Annotated in this window: 17 protein-coding genes and 2 tRNA genes; 6 read left to right on the top strand and 13 right to left on the bottom strand. The window is 34.2% G+C overall.

The annotated features are described in order from the left end of the window. Positions 1 to 11 precede the first annotated feature (11 nt). The 4 genes from RT261_RS14245 to RT261_RS14230 all read right to left on the bottom strand — a co-directional run bounded on the left by RT261_RS14245 (position 12) and on the right by RT261_RS14230 (position 4,960). The gene (locus RT261_RS14245) at positions 12 to 1,547 is read right to left on the bottom strand and encodes a putative DNA modification/repair radical SAM protein (protein ID WP_313133433.1); all 1,536 of its coding nucleotides are present in this window, start codon (positions 1,545 to 1,547) and stop codon (positions 12 to 14) included. 89 nt (positions 1,548 to 1,636) lie between these two features. Beyond that, positions 1,637 to 2,803 carry an ABC transporter permease gene (locus RT261_RS14240; protein ID WP_313133431.1) on the bottom strand — a complete coding sequence of 389 codons (1,167 nt, stop codon included), beginning with the start codon at positions 2,801 to 2,803 and terminating at the stop codon, positions 1,637 to 1,639. After that, positions 2,790 to 3,929 carry an ABC transporter permease gene (locus RT261_RS14235; protein WP_313133430.1) on the bottom strand — a complete coding sequence of 380 codons (1,140 nt, stop codon included), beginning with the start codon at positions 3,927 to 3,929 and terminating at the stop codon, positions 2,790 to 2,792. The genes RT261_RS14240 and RT261_RS14235 overlap by 14 nt, the downstream gene beginning before the upstream one ends. Positions 3,930 to 4,024: 95 nt before the next feature. After that, positions 4,025 to 4,960, bottom strand: coding sequence for an ABC transporter ATP-binding protein (locus RT261_RS14230; protein ID WP_313133428.1), 936 nt, complete (start codon positions 4,958 to 4,960; stop codon positions 4,025 to 4,027). 311 nt (positions 4,961 to 5,271) lie between these two features. Here RT261_RS14230 and RT261_RS14225 point away from each other — a divergent pair, with 311 nt between their 5' ends. After that, a complete protein-coding gene (locus RT261_RS14225) occupies positions 5,272 to 6,336 on the top strand; it encodes a sensor histidine kinase (RefSeq protein ID WP_313133426.1) in 1,065 nt (354 codons plus the stop codon). Positions 6,337 to 6,549: 213 nt separating this feature from the next. Continuing rightward, the gene (locus RT261_RS14220; RefSeq protein WP_313133425.1) at positions 6,550 to 7,173 is read left to right on the top strand and encodes a response regulator transcription factor; all 624 of its coding nucleotides are present in this window, start codon (positions 6,550 to 6,552) and stop codon (positions 7,171 to 7,173) included. 261 nt (positions 7,174 to 7,434) lie between these two features. Here RT261_RS14220 and RT261_RS14215 read toward each other — a convergent pair whose 3' ends face one another. The 8 genes from RT261_RS14215 to RT261_RS14180 form a co-directional block, all read right to left on the bottom strand. Then, the gene (locus RT261_RS14215) at positions 7,435 to 7,947 is read right to left on the bottom strand and encodes a hypothetical protein (RefSeq protein WP_313133423.1); all 513 of its coding nucleotides are present in this window, start codon (positions 7,945 to 7,947) and stop codon (positions 7,435 to 7,437) included. Between the two features lie 297 nt (positions 7,948 to 8,244). Then, on the bottom strand, positions 8,245 to 8,565 hold the full coding sequence (locus tag RT261_RS14210; RefSeq protein WP_313133422.1) for a hypothetical protein: 321 nt from the start codon (positions 8,563 to 8,565) through the stop codon (positions 8,245 to 8,247). 258 nt (positions 8,566 to 8,823) lie between these two features. Further along, entirely contained in the window at positions 8,824 to 9,792 is a 969-nt protein-coding gene (locus RT261_RS14205) for an ABC transporter ATP-binding protein (RefSeq protein ID WP_313133421.1), read from the bottom strand. After that, complete coding sequence (locus RT261_RS14200; RefSeq protein WP_313133420.1) at positions 9,789 to 10,964, bottom strand: ABC transporter ATP-binding protein; 1,176 nt, start codon at positions 10,962 to 10,964, stop codon at positions 9,789 to 9,791. The genes RT261_RS14205 and RT261_RS14200 overlap by 4 nt, the downstream gene beginning before the upstream one ends. A 13-nt stretch (positions 10,965 to 10,977) precedes the next feature. After that, positions 10,978 to 12,027 (bottom strand): ABC transporter permease, encoded by a 1,050-nt coding sequence (locus RT261_RS14195; RefSeq protein WP_313133419.1) that lies wholly within the window; start codon positions 12,025 to 12,027, stop codon positions 10,978 to 10,980. A gap of 12 nt (positions 12,028 to 12,039) precedes the next feature. Next, positions 12,040 to 13,029, bottom strand: a complete 990-nt coding sequence (locus RT261_RS14190; protein WP_313133416.1) for an ABC transporter permease — start codon at positions 13,027 to 13,029, stop codon at positions 12,040 to 12,042. A 90-nt stretch (positions 13,030 to 13,119) separates the two neighbouring features. Continuing rightward, positions 13,120 to 15,585 carry an ABC transporter substrate-binding protein gene (locus tag RT261_RS14185; RefSeq protein WP_313133415.1) on the bottom strand — a complete coding sequence of 822 codons (2,466 nt, stop codon included), beginning with the start codon at positions 15,583 to 15,585 and terminating at the stop codon, positions 13,120 to 13,122. 134 nt (positions 15,586 to 15,719) lie between these two features. Beyond that, positions 15,720 to 16,934 (bottom strand): InlB B-repeat-containing protein, encoded by a 1,215-nt coding sequence (locus RT261_RS14180; RefSeq protein ID WP_313133414.1) that lies wholly within the window; start codon positions 16,932 to 16,934, stop codon positions 15,720 to 15,722. Positions 16,935 to 17,223: 289 nt separating this feature from the next. Between RT261_RS14180 and RT261_RS14175 the strand changes: the two genes are divergently transcribed. Beyond that, positions 17,224 to 17,296 (top strand) — tRNA-Pro (locus RT261_RS14175). 75 nt (positions 17,297 to 17,371) lie between these two features. Beyond that, positions 17,372 to 17,444: transfer RNA gene (locus RT261_RS14170), tRNA-Thr, on the top strand. A 219-nt stretch (positions 17,445 to 17,663) separates the two neighbouring features. Here RT261_RS14170 and RT261_RS14165 read toward each other — a convergent pair. Beyond that, positions 17,664 to 18,536 carry a DegV family protein gene (locus RT261_RS14165; RefSeq protein WP_313133412.1) on the bottom strand — a complete coding sequence of 291 codons (873 nt, stop codon included), beginning with the start codon at positions 18,534 to 18,536 and terminating at the stop codon, positions 17,664 to 17,666. Between the two features lie 335 nt (positions 18,537 to 18,871). Here RT261_RS14165 and RT261_RS14160 point away from each other — a divergent pair, with 335 nt between their 5' ends. After that, a complete protein-coding gene (locus RT261_RS14160) occupies positions 18,872 to 19,645 on the top strand; it encodes an ABC transporter ATP-binding protein (RefSeq protein WP_313133411.1) in 774 nt (257 codons plus the stop codon). Beyond that, positions 19,632 to 20,462: an ABC transporter permease gene (locus tag RT261_RS14155; RefSeq protein WP_313133410.1), complete on the top strand. Its 831-nt coding sequence runs from the start codon at positions 19,632 to 19,634 to the stop codon at positions 20,460 to 20,462. Before RT261_RS14160 ends, RT261_RS14155 begins: the two co-directional genes overlap by 14 nt. Positions 20,463 to 20,564: the final 102 nt, after the last annotated feature.

The following is a 20,564-nucleotide window of genomic DNA, read 5'->3' as shown; positions in this document are numbered from 1 at the left end:
GGCAGAAAGTGTTAACCTGGTTCCTTAAATTTTGGTATATCATACTTAAAATTAACATCATCAAATAAAGACATTTGCTGATAAGTTATCTGATCTCCAATACCTAAAGGAAGTTTTTCTTTTAAGCCAATAAGCTGATTAGTAATATAATTTTCCTCTATCTTTGTGGGATACATCATCTTTCCATTACATGTGATAAAATATAATGCTCTTTTTAATACAACACCCATTTTCTTAAGTGCCTCAAAGGACAATCTGGTAGTTTTCCTTGCTTTTACGATTCTCCCGGCTGATTTTACACCAATTCCGGGTATTCGAAGAAGGGTGTAATAGTCTGCTTTATTCACTTCAACAGGAAATACCTCCAAATGCCCCAATGCCCAGTTGCACTTGGGATCCAGCAGCACATTAAAATTAGGCCTGTCCTCTGACAAAAGCTCAGAGGCAGAAAAACCATAAAACCTTAATAGCCAGTCAGCCTGATATAATCTGTGCTCCCGCAGTAAAGGCGGACCGCCCGGTAAAATCGGCAAAGAATTGTCTTCATTAACACGAATAAATGCAGAGTAAAACACTCTTTTTAAATCAAAGTTCTGATATAAAGCCTCCGCAACGGATATAATTTGATAATCGCTTTCGGGAGTTGCTCCTATAATCATCTGCGTACTTTGTCCTGCCGGAACAAATCCCCTATTCATGGAAGGTCTTTTTACCAGCCCTAATGTTGAGGAATCAGGGCTGGTAAGATTAAAGTTATGGGATGTATCATTCAATATAACCTGTGGTTTACTAATGTTATTATGGCTGCAGCCCTGGTAAGAGTACGGTTGAACAGATAAGGGCTCCAAAACAGTTAAAGATGATGCAACCGAATCCATATTATTATAAATAGATTTATTATTTTCATTCATAAAAGGAAGATGTAAATTTTCATTCCTACCCAGTTGTATCTGCTTCATTGGTCTTAATATGTTCTTACGGGTTTTATGCGGCGCCAATGCCTTTAAGCCATCAGCTGTGGGTAATTCAAGATTAATACTCATTCGGTCGGCATACCAGCCTGTTATCTCAATAAGAGCCGGATCCGCACCAGGAACAGCTTTACAATGAATATATCCATTAAAATGATAAACTTCACGTAACAGTCTTAAAGATTCACACAATAATTCCATGGTATGATTAGGACTTTTTATAACTCCGGAGCTTAAGAACAAACCCTCAATGTAATTTCTCCTGTAGAATTCCATTGTTAATGTTGCAATCTCATCAGGAGTAAAGGAAGTTCTTACTACATCATTTGAAGATCTGTTAATACAATATTTGCAATCGAAAATGCATTCATTGGTATATAATATCTTAAGGAGAGAAATGCATCTTCCATCTGCCGCAAAGCTATGACATATTCCTGCAGCCACAGCATTCCCCATTCCCGGTCCTGCTGTACCTTTCCGGTCCACTCCGCTAGAGGTGCAGGCTACATCATACTTTGCGGCATCTGTCAATATTTCCAGTTTTTTTTGTATGGATAAATTTTCTTGAATTATCATAGTATTAATTCCTTTGCAAACATTTGTTTGTTTTTATTATACTACGCAATTTAAAATTTATCAATACCTTTTAGAACGTTTGTTTGTATTTAATTATTTCTTTGACTTTTCTTCTTACTTACTACTAAGGATAGGGCAAATAAAGCTGCTGCAAAACCAATCTGTATTAACATATATATAAAGATATTATTTATATTTTCATGATTGCTGCCATTTAGTTTAGCGATAGAATCATTTCCTCTTATAAACCAATAAACAGGGGTAAAGCTTGCAAGTTTCAGTACAAAATCTCCCATCAAGAATTGTGGTACAAAAGCTCCGCTTAAGAAGCTTAGACCTAAAGGTAATACAGAAGAAATAGCCTGTGCAGCCTGCCTGCTTTTAATTAGCATTGCTATCAGATAGCTAATTGCCATTGCACTTATAGAAAATATAATTAGATTTAACCAATATAATAATACATTTTCCGTTATACCTTTATCATTATTCAAAATTACACTAAGTATGATAAACAATAAATCAAAAGCCAATACAAATATTATATTTCCAACTATTAATTGAGCATTCATATTTTTAATTGATATAGGTGCCACGGTATTTCTTCGTAATATATCAATATTATGAAAAGTTACCATAACCATCCCAATACCAAGCAAGCAACAGCTTAAAAGTACATACGAAGCATAATTAAAATAATAATTTGCAAATTCATAACTTTTCGTATCTTTTGTTGATTTATCGATGGTTACCTCAGTTTTTACATTTACATCTTCACGAATATAAGACATTAACTGTTCTTCTGTAATACCCGGCACAGCTTTTAAATAACTCCTGCCAGTATTCAAATAGTTATTAACAGCAGCATCTACCGCTGTTGTATATATGGAATCCGGAACAGATTTCTTTTCAACTGCAACCTCTTTTCCCATTAAATACTCTTCACCAAAATTATAAGGAATGGTTAAAACGTATTCCACATCACGGAAAAATAGGGCGTCTGTAATTTTCATCTCGTCCCTGCCTAAATCTTTAAAGTCACAAAATTCCTTTAAGTACTCTATAAAATCCTGGACAATTGGACTGTCTTTATCATAATTAACCAATGCGGTTTTTACCTTTGACTGTTTAAAATCCGTTATTTCATTTCCTTGAAATCTTGATAAGATTATAATTAATGCGGTAAATATAAATGCATATATGGCAATGGATACCCATGAGTTTTTTAATAATTTAATATAAAGTTTAAATACTTGCATACTCTTTCCTCCTTATCTTAAAATACGCAATACTTGTAAAAATAATAGTTAAAACAAAGAGTAAGAATATATTCAGATAAAACCTGTCATACTCATCATAATAATACAAGCTATAAAATGCATCTGTAATTAAGTTAGAGGGATTAATAAATCCCAGGAATGGTACATTTTTTTGAACCATATACTTCACCTGAGTTGACATCATACCTGCTAAAAATCCTCCACCCATAACTATCGCAGATAAAATAGCTTCTTTTGCCTTTAAATTAGCTTTTATTATTACACCAATCATTGCCCCAAGAGAAATACCACAAAGAGAGCCCATTAAACAGATAAGAAGAATATAGTTTAGCTGGCCTCCAAATACAATATTGAGCACGCGAATCAGAAAAGCCAATAAAAATAAGATACTTATAAAATGCAGTGTAAATGCTGCCAAAAGGTTACATAACAACAATTTCATTTTATGAGTTGGTGCTACATTTATTCTTGCTGCAATATTGGATTGGTCAGCTTGAATATTTACAACTTCCGTAAGTCCCCAACTAGCTCCAAATATACAGGTTGTAGCTATTAAAGTATAAAAATAAATTAATATATTATCCGGATTCTTATTTTCAGCTCCCCCATCTACAATAAAGTTTTGAAATAAATTGGTAATTAGATTAATTTGTCCATCCTTTACTATATCAGGATTTAGTTGAATAATATGGTTAATAGTTTGACTTTTTTGCTCATAAGTATCAAGGAATGTCTTAATAATCGACTGGCGGAACCCATTGTTTTTAATGTACAATACTGGTTTATCATTAAAGACAATATAACCTTCTACTTTTTCCCTTACTAATAAATCTTTTACTTCCTCTAAGGTTCCTGTTTTAACTTCAAATAAACTCTTTCCTTCTGCAATCTCCACATTCTCTAATATATCTTTAAAAGGTAACACAGCATTTTCTTCTATAACCAAACCGATTGGTATACTTTCTATGCTTTCCGCTTTTGATAAATTATAAAATGCCATATAAAAAAATATGGATAATAGAATCGGAAAACCAAAAGACCAAAGTATGGTCTCTTTATTCTTTAATAAACATTTTAATCTGGTTCTATATAATCTAAAAAACATATTGACCTCAATTCTGGCGCTTTAGCACCTTTTAATCATAACGGCAGCTTTCTACATCCGCACAAATTGCCTATCTTTCTTCTTAAAACCACCGGTTAGTCCCTTAATTCCTTTCCCGTGATTTCAAGGAATACATCATTTAAGGTCGGCATCTCCGTATAAATCTTACCGAAATTTATTTCATTTTTTTGTAGGTAGTCAAGAACGTGAATTAAATTGTTTTTACCTTTTTTAGACTTTATTTCTAAAATGTTATTACTATATAAAGCTGCAGAAATATTCGGTATTTTTTTTATTTCTTCAATTTGTTCTTCATTTAGATCATAAGCTTCTACCGTAATCTTTTCTCCTAAAGAAATCATCGCTTTTAATTCATCTTTATTGCCGGTTGCAAGAACCTTACCCCGATCAATAATGGATATTTTGCTGCATAACATCTCAACTTCTTCCATATAGTGTGAAGTATAGATAATCGTAGCTCCATTTTCATTTAATTTCTTAATTCCTTCCAATATCTTATTCCTGCTTTGAGGATCCACGGCAACGGTTGGTTCATCAAGAATAATAAGCTTAGGCTTATGGGCGATTCCACAGGCTATGTTCAACCTTCTTAGAAGACCTCCGCTTAATTTTTTAGGATGGAATTTAGTAAAATCCTCTAAAGAAACAAAAGAAATTGCCTCCTCAGTAAGTCTTCTTACTTCACTTTTATCTTTTACATATAAGCTGCAAAAATATGATATATTTTCATATACAGTAAGCTCATCAAATACTGCTACATTCTGCATAATGATACCAATATCTTTCTTAATGTCATAGGCATCGGGACTCATCTTTTTCCCAAAGATCTCAATGGTGCCCTTATCATACTTTAATAAGGACAATATACAATTTATAGCCGTTGTCTTACCAGAACCATTAGGACCCAGTAAGCCGAAGATTTCTCCTTCCTCTACGGTTAAATTCAAATGATCCAGTGCCACCAGTTTATCATATCTTTTAACAAGATTCTTTACATCTACAATTACCATAATTAACCTCCACTCATATCATATTCTAGGTACCTATTACCAACTAAGTATACTATAACTTACCATAGTAAATTTTCAAAGTGAACAAAGTCATTATTCTTTATGACAAATGTAACTTACATTTATTGATTTATTTTTATGGATTTGCTATGATTACATTAGATTAAAAATCAGCGAGGTTAGGTTAAAATTCTTTCAACCGGAGGTTTGTGTTATCCACAAAGTATCCAAACTGAGGAAGGAGCAAGGTAATAATTATGTTAGAGATTCAAGACAAAGCACTTTTATTTATATGTTCCTTTGCCTTATACATGCTAGAAATTGAAGGTGATTATGCAATTATTCCTATTATCATTGCCGTGTTTTTTACCAGTTTAAACACGTATTTTGATAATCGTAAACTAAAACTTGCTTTTTTCCTTATTTATATTGGATGTTGTCAATTACTACCTGACTGCTATATTTTCTTACCGTTAATTATGTATGATATAGCACTATATGACTATCAAATATTGGCCACCTTGACCTTTATACCTTTGTTTCTCAATTTTCATGAATATAATATGAGCATTATCATATTTAACTTTATATTTTTCATATTAGCATGGGCATTAAAATATAAGACTATTTCTACTTCCAGATTACAGCAGGAATACATTGAACTAAGAGATACTACAAAAGAAATGTCCATTTTACAGGAACAAAAGAATCAAAGTATATTAGAAAATCAGGATTATGAAATCAATCTTGCAACTTTAAATGAAAGAAACCGTATCTCTAAAGAAATACATGATAATATCGGTCACCTGCTTTCAAGATCCCTTTTGCAAATCGGTGCTCTTTTAAGAATATCTAAAAACGAAACCGTCACGGAAGGCTTAACATTATTGAAAGAATCCATCTCTGCCGGAATGGACAGCATTCGAAATAGTATTCATAATATGCATGAGGAATCCATAGATCTATATACTCAAATAGAAACTGTAGTAAAAGAATTTACTTTTTGTAATATTAACTTTGAATATGACTTAAAAGCAACTCCTGATACTAAATTAAAATATACATTCATAGCAATTATAAAGGAAGCTTTATCAAATATCATGAAACATTCTAATGCAACAAAAGTTATGGTTGTTTTAAGAGAGCATCCGGCTATGTATCAGTTGATTATATCTGATAATGGGACTATGGATATAAACAAAAAAGAAGTACTAAACAAAATCATACAAAATCAATTATATTATGAGGGTATTGGACTTCGAAATATAACTGATCGTGTGAAAAGCTTTCAGGGTAATATAAATATTAATTTGAATGACGGATTTCAAATATTTATAACCATTCCAAAAGAATATAATAATAAAAATAAATTGTAATTAATATAAATAAATTAAAATCAAAAAAGCAATGGTATAAATAAATATGAAGAAAACTTCTTCGTCCATTACTTAAAATACTATTAAAAGTATCATGTATGGAAGGTTGAAAGAAAGTAAAAATAGAGAGGTTACCACAAAATGATTCTTTCAACTTAATTTTTTCTTGTGGTATCACATCTTTAGTTCGATGTGATGTAAGAGGGTGGATATATGAAGGTGTTAATTATTGATGACGATAAATTAGTGTGCTCTTCTCTGAAAATTATATTGGATTCGGATGATGACATAACCGTTATTGGTACCGGTAATGATGGTAAAGATGCAATTAAACTATACGAAGAATTAAAACCGGATGTCTTATTAATGGACATACGGATGGAAACTATGACCGGTCTGGAAGCCGGTGAGATTATTTTAAAAGATGATAAGAATGCAAAAATTCTCTATCTGACCACTTTCCTAGATGATGATTATATCATTAAAGCTTTAAATATCGGTGCAAAAGGATATATGCTAAAACAGGATTTTGATAGTATCGTACCAGCTCTACATGCCGTACATAAAGGGCAGAATGTATATGGTAATGAAATCATCACAAAACTACCTAACCTACTAAATCAAAATAACCCTGCAAAAACTTATTCTTCCTATGGCGTTACAGATAAAGAATACGAGATTATTTGTAAAATTGCTGACGGCCTTTCAAACAAAGAAATCGCCGATATTCTATTTTTAAGTGAAGGAACTGTAAGAAATTATATTAGTTTGATATTAGAAAAGCTGAATCTTCGGGATCGTACACAGATTGCTATTTTCTATTATAAGAATAAATAATATATTTTTTATTCTGAACAATCTATTATAATCTTAAAAACAGGTAGATACCTAAAGGATTTAATAACTAGGTAGGAAAGAAAGAAAATTATTTAATTCCTCCAACAGTGCCATACGTCAGACTATCTAACGATTATGCTTTATGTTTTAATATAACAACTCTATATATAATCTATAATTGGATACACAACTTTATAACCCTATGCATTGCTACCAAAAATGAAGCGAGAGGAAGGGATTATCTTTCCTGCTCGCTTTATTTCAATTCATATAGTAAGAATATAAAATTTCATCTGATAAATATTGCTCCACTGGTAAAGAGTTGTTTTTAATATTAATTAATTTGATTGTTATGATATTATTTTTTTCAGCTATCTCATAGCTTTTAGAAAACCTTTTATCAGGAGATATGGCATATTGCTTTATTGGAAGATATGCCCATGAACGAATTTCTTTGCACTCAGGATCATAAAACAGTATTTTAGTATATAATTCGTTTTCATTCCAATAAAAAAATTTTAAAATAGTTTTTTTATTTGAATCAACCTTCGACAAAAATGTTGAGATTACTTTATTTTCTTTAGGTTGCACTCCTGATATATTGATAAAACCATCGCTTTCAAGTTCTTCTTCTGTAATTGACGGGGTGAGAGAATAAAGAAGTTTTTCTATACTACCCGCAGATATAGAATGATTTTTCACTATTACGTATATAACAGTTATAAATATACCAAATAAACCTAATAGCACAAAAATATAATGTTTTTTTCTCATTTCATATTATCCAATCTTTTGCACATATGGGCTTTCGTAAGCTAAAGTTGAAAAACCCAATTACCAGATACTTCATATTATATCTTATTCCATCCAAAAGTCAACCATATTTATACATTCATTTACAAATTCGAAATCTCTAAATAAATTTCATAAAAGTGATAAGTATAATAAAATTAGGAGTTATTTCTTGTACATTCTTTATTAATGTATCTTAGCATGTTACCTTGAAGTTTCACTTCTGTTTCCTATAGATAGCCTTCTATATAATATCAAGAATTTTCTATTTCAATATATTTAGCTTAACCAAAATGAAATAAGTAAGAATACTCCAAAAAACAATAAAATCATCATTAAAGCAATGGGTAAAATAGCCTGTAACGCGCCCAAAATCATAGCCATTCTTTCTTTTCTGGTCAATTTTAAATCGGATAAATTTTTCCTTTCTGTGGAATATTTATTGGGTGTATGCCAGGAAAATCCCTCTATATTCATATCCGCAATGGATCTGCCATCATCGATAAATTTATCTTTTTTATTTGAAACCTTTTTATTGTCTTTTTCATCCTCTACTTTATTTCGTTGAATGATTTTTTCAACCTCTTTAAAATCACTCATACAATTCCTCCTTTCTTTCAGCCAAAGCAGATATTCCCCATGCCTCCAGGCATGTTTTTCCGACAGGTAAGTTCTGCCTACAGACAAGTTTATCCGCTTCTGCTGCTTACTTATAGCCTCATTTCCACTTCGTAACTCTATCTTACTTTATTATTCACCCTATGTCTACCAATAAAATATCAATAAAAATAAGTACTGTTAAGCGATTGCTTTGCAGTACTTATATTCAATGGAAAAATCAGATTTATGATTCTTCCATTATTTATATAAATGACAAGCTACTTTATGTCCTGGTGTCATTTCTTTAAATTCCGGAGCGTCTGTTTTACAAATCTCCATACACTCTGGACAGCGAGTACAGAATTTACATCCCTTAGGTGGATTAGCCGGAGATGGTAAATCTCCCTGAAGAATGATTCGCTGCATCTTAACTGTTGGATCCGGCATAGGCACGGCACTAAATAATGCCTTAGTATACGGGTGCAGGGGATCACTAAAGATATCCTCTTTTGAACCGTATTCTACCATATTACCAAGATACATTACACCAACCGTATCTGATATATGTTCAACAACAGATAAGTCATGTGAGATAAATAAATAAGTATAGCCATATTTATCTTGAAGGTCTTTTAACAAGTTAATAATCTGTGCCTGAATAGAAACATCCAGCGCAGAAACCGGTTCATCACACACAATAAATCTTGGACGAAGTGCAATTGCTCTTGCTATACAAATTCTTTGTCTTTGACCACCGGAGAACTCATGAGGATAACGCTCATAATAATGAGTTTGTAATCCACAATCCTTCATAACCTGTAAAACATACTCTTTTAATTCACTTCTTGGAACTATTTTATGTGCGCTTACTGCTTCTCCTATAATTGCACCTACTGTAAGTCTTGGACTTAAAGAGGAATAAGGATCCTGGAATATAATCTGAATTTGTGGTCTTAGATTTCTTAACTGTCTTCTTGACAATTTGGATAAATCCTGTCCATTAAAGATTACTTTTCCATCTGTTAACTCATGTAAACGTAAAATGGTTCTGCCAATGGTTGTTTTTCCACAACCGGATTCTCCAACCAATCCCATAGTCGTTCCCTGTGGGATATCAAAGGATACATCATCAACAGCTTTTAAATACTGAGTTGGACGGCCTAAGAAATCTGTTCCAATGGTAAAATATTTCTTAAGATTTTGAACTGATAAACATATCTCACTCACTTTGCCACCTCCATACTGTCATTATCCTGTGTATTGGTGTCATCATACAAATAGCAGGACACAAGGTGTGTATCACTAAACTTTCTTGTACTTGGATATGGTCCTTCACATGCAGTGTGACAACGGTCGCAGCGATCTTTAAAATAACAGGTTTGGGGCATATTAATAGGATTTGGTACCTGCCCTGGAATACTGTACAAGCGATCCACTTTTTTACTTACTACCGGCTTACTCTTCATAAGACCAACAGTGTATGGATGCTTAGGGGTTAGAAAGATTTCCTTTGCAGTACCCATCTCAATAATTCTTCCTGCATACATTACAACAACAAAATCAGCCATCTCTGCTACTACACCAAGATCATGTGTAATTAACATAATGCTGCCCTTTATTTTTTCACGCACCGAACGAAGTAAGTCAAGTATCTGTGCTTGAATGGTAACATCAAGTGCTGTTGTGGGTTCATCTGCAATAATTAACTTTGGATTACAAACAAGAGCCATAGCAATCATGACACGCTGTCTCATACCACCGGACAGCTCATGAGGGTAATTATCATAAACGCCTTCTGGGCGGGCAATTCCTACCTGTGTCAGCATTTCAATTGATTTCTTTTTTGCTTCTTCTTTTGTTGCTCCCGGATTGTGAAGTAAAGTAACCTCATCCAATTGGTAACCAACAGTGAATACCGGGTTTAAACTTGTCATAGGTTCTTGGAATATCATTGCAATATCCTTGCCACGTATTTGTCTCATGGCATCACTTGGCATCTTTGCTATATCATAACATTTTTCTCCGTCATTGTAACGAATAGAACCTTTTACAATTTGTCCCTGAGGTGCTTGTACCAACTGCATTAAAGATAAGCTAGTTACACTTTTTCCACATCCGGACTCACCAACAACACCCACTGTGCTATTGGCAGGAACACTAAAAGTTACACCATCTACTGATTTTACAGTTCCGGCATCCGTAAAGAAATATGTATGTAAATCATCAAACTCAACTATGTTCTTAGGATCTTTCATTGTAGTTAAGTAAGTATCTTCGCTCACATTCTTTCTATTTTTCTTAGCTTCTAATTCCTTTGTCGTTTTACGATTATATTTTGCAATTGCTCTTTCTTCTTGACGGGATATATAATGCCCGTTATCTTTTTTTGCTTTCGCCATAGCATTATCCTCCCTATCTCTTCATTTTTGGATCGATTGCATCACGCAAACCATCACCTACAAAGTTAAATGCCAATACTGCAAGTACGATCAAAACACCCGGTGGAATCCACAGGTTTGGATAGTATTGCAAAATACTTTGTCCTTTGGAAGGATCCGCAAGTGAAATCATGGTACCCCAAGCTGCTCTTGGTATCTGTACACCAAGGCCCAAATAAGATAGAGTTGCTTCATATAAGATAATACTACCAAGGCCTAATGTCATTTGTACTATTAGCTGAGGCATAACATTTGGAATTAAGTGTCTGAATATCTTCGCTTTTGCAGAAATACCGGTAGCTTCTGCTGCAACCATATATTCTTGTTCACGTAAAGATAGAATCTGTCCTCTTACCATACGCGCAATTCCTGCCCAACCTATTAAAGTTAAAAATCCCATAAGGAAGTAAATTCGATTGTTTACCGGCATGATGCTTACAGGCAAAGCCGATAACACAGAGGATAATACGATTAAAACAGGCATCGTCGGAATACAATTTAAGATATCCACTATTCGCATGATAAGCATATCTATTTTTCCGCCAAAGTAACCGGACATTCCACCGAATATAATACCTAGTATGGTTTCTAAAAATACAACTAAAAAACTGATCGTTAAGGAAATTCTTCCACCATACATCAGACGGACAAATACATCCATTCCATTGGTATCTGTTCCAAGCCAATGCTGCATAGATGGTGCTGCCCTATAATTATCAACACCTGTAGATACATCAAAATATTGGTATTTCTCACCATCTGCTCCTACAAATGTTTCTGAGGTAGATACATTTACTTCCGTAGGAATTGGAAAAACCTGAGTCTCCCTGTATGGAATAAATAACGGACCCAAATAACTAAATAAAAATAAAAATACTATAATAATTAAGCCAACCATAGATAACCGGCTTCTAAAAAAACGCTTCACTACCAAACGCGTTGGCGACAATGCACGAACACTATCGCTCAGGCTCTCATGCTCTAACTCCGCTGCCTGAACATTGGTATTATTTTCTTTACTCATCTTCAGACCTCCCTATTGCAGTTTTACACGAGGATCCACAATTGCATATGATACATCCGCAAGAATGGTACCTAATACTGTCAGCACAGCTAGAAACATCATATATCCCATAACAAAGGGGATATCTCCCTGTAGTATTGCTTTATAAGATGTGGAACCGATACCGGGAATTGCAAACACAGTCTCCGTAATCATAGCACCACCAAATAAGCCCGGAATACTTCCACCAAGCATAGTTACTATAGGAATTAAAGTATTACGAAATGCATGTTTATAAATAACCACCTTATCAGACAACCCTTTTGCCCTTGCGGTACGGATGTAATCGGAATTTAATACTTCTAACATATTAGTTCTTGTGTATCTCATCAAACCACCAATGGACAAAACTACAAGGGTTACCATAGGAAGTACCATATGATGAATGATATCAAGAACTTGTTCAGGACCTGATAAAATCTTTGTTGCATCAGAAAGTCCCTGTAAAGGAAACCATCCAAGCTGAATTGAAAATAACCGCAGCAGTAAGGCTCCAAAGAAAAATGAAGGCAACGAGATACCAGTCATAGCTAACACCGTAACGGTATAGTCAACCGCTCCGTACTGTTTCGTCGCTGCGACGATACCAAGCGGTATAGATATAAGTATGTTTAAAATCAAAGCTACTAAGGAAATACTAAATGAAATCCACATATACTTTTGAATTACTTCTTGAACCGGGCGCCCATATACAAAGGACACACCAAAATCACCACGAACCGCTCTTGAAAGCCATTGTCCGTAGCTTTTCATAATTCCACCAAAGGAACTGTCTCCAATTCCATATAATTCTTTCATTCTTTTAACGTCTTCTTTTGTCAATTGACCTTGAGCAACTTGCGCAGACGTATGCTGATCAATATAGTCAGCAGGCATCATTCGGATAATAAAGTATATAATAATGGATACTCCTAACAGAATGACGATTGATATTGCAAGTCTTTTGCATATATATTTGAACATGTCTTTACCCCACGATATATGAAGGGGGGCGAAAGCCTAAGCCCCCCTTTCATCATTTTTTAAATTATACTTTTGTAAAAATCTTATAAATTATTTATCAAGTAAGCTAACATCCCAGATAAAATCTATTGGTCCCATGTAAGGTGTAGTTTTCTCTGCTGGAGTTATGCTGCCTGGATCAACAACACTCTTGTTGTAAACATACATGTTCTTTCTTTGATAGGTTGGTAATTCAACCGCCATTTCCATAGCCTTATCAAGTGCTTCTGAATAAATTGGTTTTCTCTCATCTACATTAAGGGTAGAACGGCCTTGTTCTATTAATTCATTTAAACGAACTAGAATTGCTTTTTCTTCTTCAGTTCCTTTTTCAAACTTATAATAAAGTCCAGTAGCCTTTGGAGAACCAGCTTGATTTTTGGCAGGGTCAGAATGCCATGTCTGGAACATATCTGGATCAATGGTTGCCTGCCAAGCTGCTGCCCAAACAAAAAGTACATTTTCTTCTGTTTTACTTAAAAGATTTTGATCAATATCAATTATAACTTCTACACCAATTTTTTCTAATACTTCCTGTGTTTTTAAGAATACCTGACCAGCTGGGTGTTTATCTGCATCAGACGGAAGTGTAAACTTAAAGGATGGCTTGCTGCCGTCCGGTGCCAATAATTTACCATTTGCTGTTTCTGTATAACCAGCCTTTAAGAAGAAATCTTTCGAAGCTGCACCAGTTTCATCAAATGGATACATTGCTGTACTGCCTTCCGGATAAGCCCATGATACCTGGCTCATCGGCCTATGAATAACTGTAGCTAAACCACCTGGATAGGAACCTAATGTAAGTTCGGTATCCATAGCAGATAAAAGAGCACGTCTTACATTAATATCAGGAATAAGCTGTGAATTAATGCCAATGTAACCATAGCCTAAATTATCAACTAATACATAATTTAAGTGAGAATAAGAAGAATCAGAAGTAATCTGATTAATTACAGTTGAACTAGCTTGAGGCTGTGAAATATGAACCTCGCCTGTTAATACAGAATCTAGTTCAGATCCGCTATTAATTGTTTTTATTCTTACATATTTAACATTTGGAGCACCTAACATAAAGTTATCATTTGCTACAAAATAGCAGATACCATTCTCATAAAATTTATCTGCAGTCGGATTCTCAGAGTTATTAACATCTGTAACCTTATAAGGACCTGCGCCCATAGGTAAACCGTTGAACTCCTTTATTTCCATCATAAAATCTCTGCTAGAGAAATCAACGCCAAAATAATCAACGCCATTGGCTTTGTCATGTCTTTCCTGTCCTGCATAGTAATGCATTGGAGCAACATTGAAGGTAAAGTTCCAAATTGCCTTAGGGTCAACACCATTTAATACTACAGTAACAGTCTCACGTTCAACACCGTCAGAGCAAACTTCTTTCCCCTTAGTAATACCGCTGATGCTCTTAACAGTACCTTTGTTTGCTTCAAGATATGCTGCTTTTTCTTCTTCTGCATAAAAACTCTTTGCTTCATCTACAGTTGTATAACCGAATGCTTCATCAAATTCTACTGGACTAATTGCTTCTTTGATGCACTTCATTGAAGCATTAATGTAATCTTCTTCTGTGTAAGTACTCATTTTATCCACCGTTAAACCTGTAGATTCATCGATCACGTAAGCACCATTTTTGTAAGCAATTAGTTCTTTGCCTAGAGTACTTGCAGTATAGAAAAGAATTACAGATGGCTGTGCAGTTTCTAAGAAATCTTCCGGTCCCTCTAAGCCAAAATCTCCAGGCACATATCCATTTGCTATTAATGTACTACTATCACCTGCCACACTATTTTGAACAAGTTCCCATAACTTATCAACAACAGCTGCTTCACCATTACCGGCAAGTGCTGCTTCAACCTTCTTGCCAGCTGCATCTGCAAACTCAGTAATTTTAGCATCTGCTGAACTTTCATCTGCAATCTGAGTCTGATAAGCCTTTAAGCCTTCAATATTCATAGAATATAGGGTAGATGAGCCATCATACATTGGATCTAAAAATACATATAGATTGAATAGTACATCATCTGCTGTTACCACATGACCGTCACTGAAAGTAATTCCATTCTTAAGCCAGAATTTATATGTAGACTTTGACTGGTCATCACTTGTAGTCATCTCGAAATCCCATGCAGCTGAAGGCTGGTCTATCCCTGCCACCGGTTCAGCTAACTCATTACTTGTAATTAATTTAACCTGGGTATTCTCATAGACTTTACGATCAGGTTCACTTGTACCGAAAAATGGTGAAAACTTTCCGTCAAATGTTAATTCGCCAATAACAAATGGACTATTCTCATTTGCAGCAGTACGCTTAGTAGAAGCATCTCTTCTGCCTTCCGGAACATCCGGTTTTACTTCACTTTTCTCCCCGCCAGCTGTATCTGTCGGTGCTACAGTGGACTTAGTGTCATCGGGATCTTTCCCTTTCTTCCCGCATGCCGCTAATGAAAGAATCATCGTCATACAAAGAAGTAACGCTAATAATTTCTTTGATTTTTTCATAAACTACCTCCATTTTTAATTATTATAATCATAGCCTTTCGACTTAATTATCCAATGCTATTACCGATTATCGGTTCTTATGTTTGTTGATATGAAGTGCTTTAATAACTATCACACAACCTACTACATATGTATTACTTGCCTTCTATGGTTTCTAAATTTCCTGAAGTCGTTACTTTAACATTAATATTATTAAATATAGAATTTGTTATGGTTGTTGAATAATCACCAGCTACAAATCCAGATGCAACAATATCAATATTTAACGCCCCATCAGAAGATATTGTAATTCCGTCAAAAACACAATTCTCAATTGTTGTTCTCTTGGTACGCCCCGCTAATGCTCCTACACAAAGCTTAACATTGGTAGACTTGTCAATTACAATATTCGCATCCTTCATTGTTAGATTCATTATCTTAGCACCTTCTAATTTAGAAAATAATCCGTAAGATACCTCTTCTGCTTTTTTAGCAGCAATTCCAGAAACACGATTCTTTACATTTAGATTAAGATTTTCAATAGCATATCCGTTGCCATCAAATACTCCGCTAAAACCTTCAATTGGTGTCCAAACTTCCTTGGATAAATCCATATCATTAGCTAATATGTAATGTCCTTCCTTATTATCTGCCATTGCCTTTAAATCACTTACAGTTTTAACACGTTTTAAATCACCTTCTACAAATTTGCAGTAGATATTTATTTGAGCTTTTCCGCCATTTGAGTAATCGATATCGTCTTCTTCGATTAGTTGGTTAAATTCATATTTTTCTATACATTCCGGATCCTTATAATAATCAATTAAAGTATATCCTTGCTTCTTGGGTTCTGTAGATGTAGGACGCTTTAATTCACTTCCAACATTAATTGTCCATTTTAATAAAGGACTCTCATCAGGATTTGCTGCATCTAAGAAGTTAATAGATGGATTATCAGCCCATCTTGCATATAAAGATAAGCTCTTATCAACGGTAGACTCGTCAGAAATTCGGTCAGCTGAAAAATCCCATAAATCTTCTTCATTAAAATTATAAACCGTTCCATTCTGTGTTTCTTCTGTTGTATACTTGGTATACCACCCAACCAGTGACTTATCACCATTCTTGGGCTGTACCAGCATACCTGAAGTTCCGCTTGGCTCAAATAATAAAGAATTGTCTGCATAATAAACGACTCGTTTCTTTTCTTGATTGATATGACCACCTAAAGTATCGTATGTAACTACATATTCATAACCCTGTTCTTCCGGATGCACGAACAGGGAACTGGTTCCGACACTACAACCACTAAGAAGCAATGTTGAAGTGGCCAACGCCAATACCATAATTCCTTTTTTCACCTTGTACATATGTCCTCCCAAAATTATCCAAAATCTACGAATGTAAAAAAAGAGAAACCACCCCCATACCCAGGTATAAGAATGCTTCTTCGCAGATTTATTATGTAAATTTTACTAATTCAACTGATTATAGCAACTTTAGATGGAAAAGTCAATATTATATACCAAGAAGAATTATTTTTCCAGTAGAATTATTTTGACCCGTAAGAACAATAATTTTAGTCTTGACTTTTTTCTTAAAAAGTATCATAATATCTTTGGCAAGGTTGATAGTAACCCTTTCTTTGCCATATTAATTCGAGGTGTGGCTCAGATGGTAGAGCGCTGCGTTCGGGACGCAGAGGCCGTGGGTTCGAATCCCGTCACCTCGATCTTTATTTTATTAGCCGATACTAGTACGGCTGCTTCTTAGCTCTTTAGAAGCAAATTTGTACCATATATATTCTGCTGGAATAGCTCAGTTGGTAGAGCAACTGATTCGTAATCAGTAGGTCGTCGGTTCAAGTCCGATTTTCAGCTTACAGAAGGCTCTCAGGCCTTTTTTTATTGCAAAAAAGCTGTCATTCTAAGCCCTTGGGCAGAATCTGTTTATAAGATTCTAAACATAAAATTCTATATATCTGAAATTTATGCTTAGAATGACAGTTTATTGTTTTACAACATTATATTTTATAAACGAGCTTCTATTAAATAATATTATTCTATTAGTAGTTTTATACAATTATTTTTCCGAATAAACTATTCTCTGCTTTCTCCCATGAAGCATATCCCTACCGCACCAGGACCGGAATGCGCTCCTATGCTTGGACTTACGGTATTCACTATCACGTTGTTAGTATGCAGTCTTTCTTTTATTAATTTTACTATGTACTCCGCATCCTCTTGCGCATCACCATGAACAACACAGATTACATTGTCTTCTTCTTTATATTTACCCATTTGTTTTTCCATATCGTCTACAATTGTAATTAACGATTTTTTACGGCCTCTGGCAGTACCGGAAGAAACCAAGGCTCCTTCTTTATTCACAATCAACAAAGGTTTTATATTAATAATACTTCCTACGATTGCAGTCATCTTAGATACTCTTCCCCCTCTTTGAAGGTGAAATAAATCATTTACTGTAAACTGCACGCAAAAGTCTAATTTGTTAGCTTCAATCCATTCAGCAATTTCTTCTAAGGTCTTACCGGCTTCTTTTAACTGAACAGCTTTCATAACCACCATGCCTTCGCCCATGGACACATTTAAAGAATCCAATACAATAATCTTTACACCAGGATTTTCTTCAGATATTTCTCTTGCACCAGTTACAACATTGCTGTGGCCTCCACTAAGAGCAGAAGAAAAACTAATATGTAAAATATCTAAACCTTGGTCCGCATATTTTTGAAAAGTTTCCCTTATAACAGCCGGATTACTTGCCATAGTGGTGGGCATCAAACCAGTCCGCATCCTATCATAGAATTCTTTTGGAGTCAAGTTAATTTCGTCACCATATGTAATGCCTTCCAAATCATAATAATGAGGTATAATTCCAATCTTTTTTTCTTTTATGTAATCAGGTAATAAATCGCAATTAGAATCTGCAGTAATAACAAAATCTTTCATCTTACAACTTCTCCTTCTGTATATTTTTTTCAGATTTCCAAACATGATGTTGATTTCAGGCATCTCAAAAAATAGGTACTATTCTTTTGTAATAACACTATCCTATAAAATTATATTAGACCGTCTTTATGACAAAATTCAAGAATTCAGAACTTATAGCTATATTTTAACCGATTTAACACTATTAATCTACTATTATCTTATAATTTTTTTATTAATATTTTACTTAATTTTTATTATTTTTATAAATATAACGAATGTGTTTATATTTTCAGGAAAGTAACCTAACAATTTTGCCTTCATATAATACTATATAACTAAATATGGAGGAATATATGGGCGAATTTTTAAGAATTGACCACGTTAGTTATAACTACCATAATCTCGAGAGTGAAACTCCCGCTTTGGACGATGTTTCGTTTTATGTAAATGAAGGCGAATTTCTTGCTATTGTGGGACCTAGCGGATGTGGAAAATCGACCCTTCTATCGCTGATTGCCGGACTTATTGCTCCTGACAGCGGGGATATCTATATAAATGGTAAAGATATTAAATCATCTGGGAAAAATATTGGTTACATGCTGCAAAAGGATCATTTGTTAGAATGGCGTTCTACTCTTAAAAACCTTACTTTAGGTCTGGAGATTCAACATAAACTGACAGATCAGAGTTATTTGTTGATTAATGACATGTTAACTACTTATGGGTTAATCACTTTTAAAAATGCAAAACCATCTGAACTTTCCGGAGGTATGAGACAAAGAGCTGCTTTAATCCGTACTTTATTATTAGAACCTGATATTTTGCTCTTGGATGAACCATTTTCTGCTTTAGATTATCAAACCAGAATTGAAGTATCGGATGATATTTGGAGTATTATACGCAAAGAAAAGAAAACCGCTATATTGATTACACATGATATATCGGAAGCGGTTTCCATGGCGGACCGAATTATAGTTTTAAGTCTTCGTCCGGGAACCGTAAAACGTGTTATTCCCATAAACTTAACTGTAGAAGACAAAACTCCTTTTCGTTCAAGAAGTGCTCCTGAATTCAGGGATTACTTTAATTTAATATGGAAGGAGCTAAATAGAAATGAGGAAGAATAAAAACAAAATAAATTCTACTGAACTGGCTATTTCCGCTTCCCACCAGGCCTTTGTAAAAAAGCACATGAAGAAAATGCGTATCATACGAATCTATCAGATACTCATTATCACTTCGTTTATTGCATTATGGGAATTAACAACTCGGGCAAAAATACTTAACTCTTTTATCTTCAGCAGTCCCTCAAGAGTTGTAAAAACATTTCTGGATATGACTTCTGACGGAAGTATATTTTATCATATGGGTATTACTTTAATGGAGACTTTCGTCAGTTTTGCTTTAGTTATTATCATTGGCTTTCTGGCTGCAACTTTATTGTGGTGGAATGACAGTATTGCAAAAGTATTAGAGCCCTATCTTGTTGTACTAAACAGCCTTCCTAAGTCAGCATTGGCACCGGTTTTTATTGTATGGCTTGGAAATAACGTCAAAACCATTATTGTAGCCGCAATATCTGTGGCGGTATTTGGAACCATTATTAGTTTATACACCAGCTTTTCCAATGTAGAAGAAGATAAAATCAAATTAATCCGAACATTAGGAGGCAGCAAGAAAGATATACTGCTGAAAGTTATTATTCCAAGTAATATTCCTACTCTGATCAGCATTATGAAGGTTAATATCGGATTGTCTCTGGTAGGTGTTATTATTGGAGAGTTCTTGGCAGCAAAAGCCGGACTGGGATATCTGATTATTTATGGCAGTCAAGTATTTAAATTGGATTGGGTCATAATGTCCATTGTTATACTTTGTATTATGGCAACCTCTCTCTATCAGTTATTAGCTATTTTAGAAAAAAAATATGCAAATAGAATGTAAATAATTTTTATTATTAAAATACTGAAAGCCTATTTATTATAGACTATTTAAAAACAACATTAGGATTTTTAAATAGTCTATTAATAGATAGGCTTTTAATTC

The organism is Anaerocolumna sp. (genome assembly GCF_032079385.1).
In the GTDB taxonomy this organism is placed as follows: domain Bacteria; phylum Bacillota; class Clostridia; order Lachnospirales; family Lachnospiraceae; genus Anaerocolumna.
Note: the sequence above shows the minus strand (reverse complement) of the source record. Positions and strands in the feature narration are given on the sequence as shown.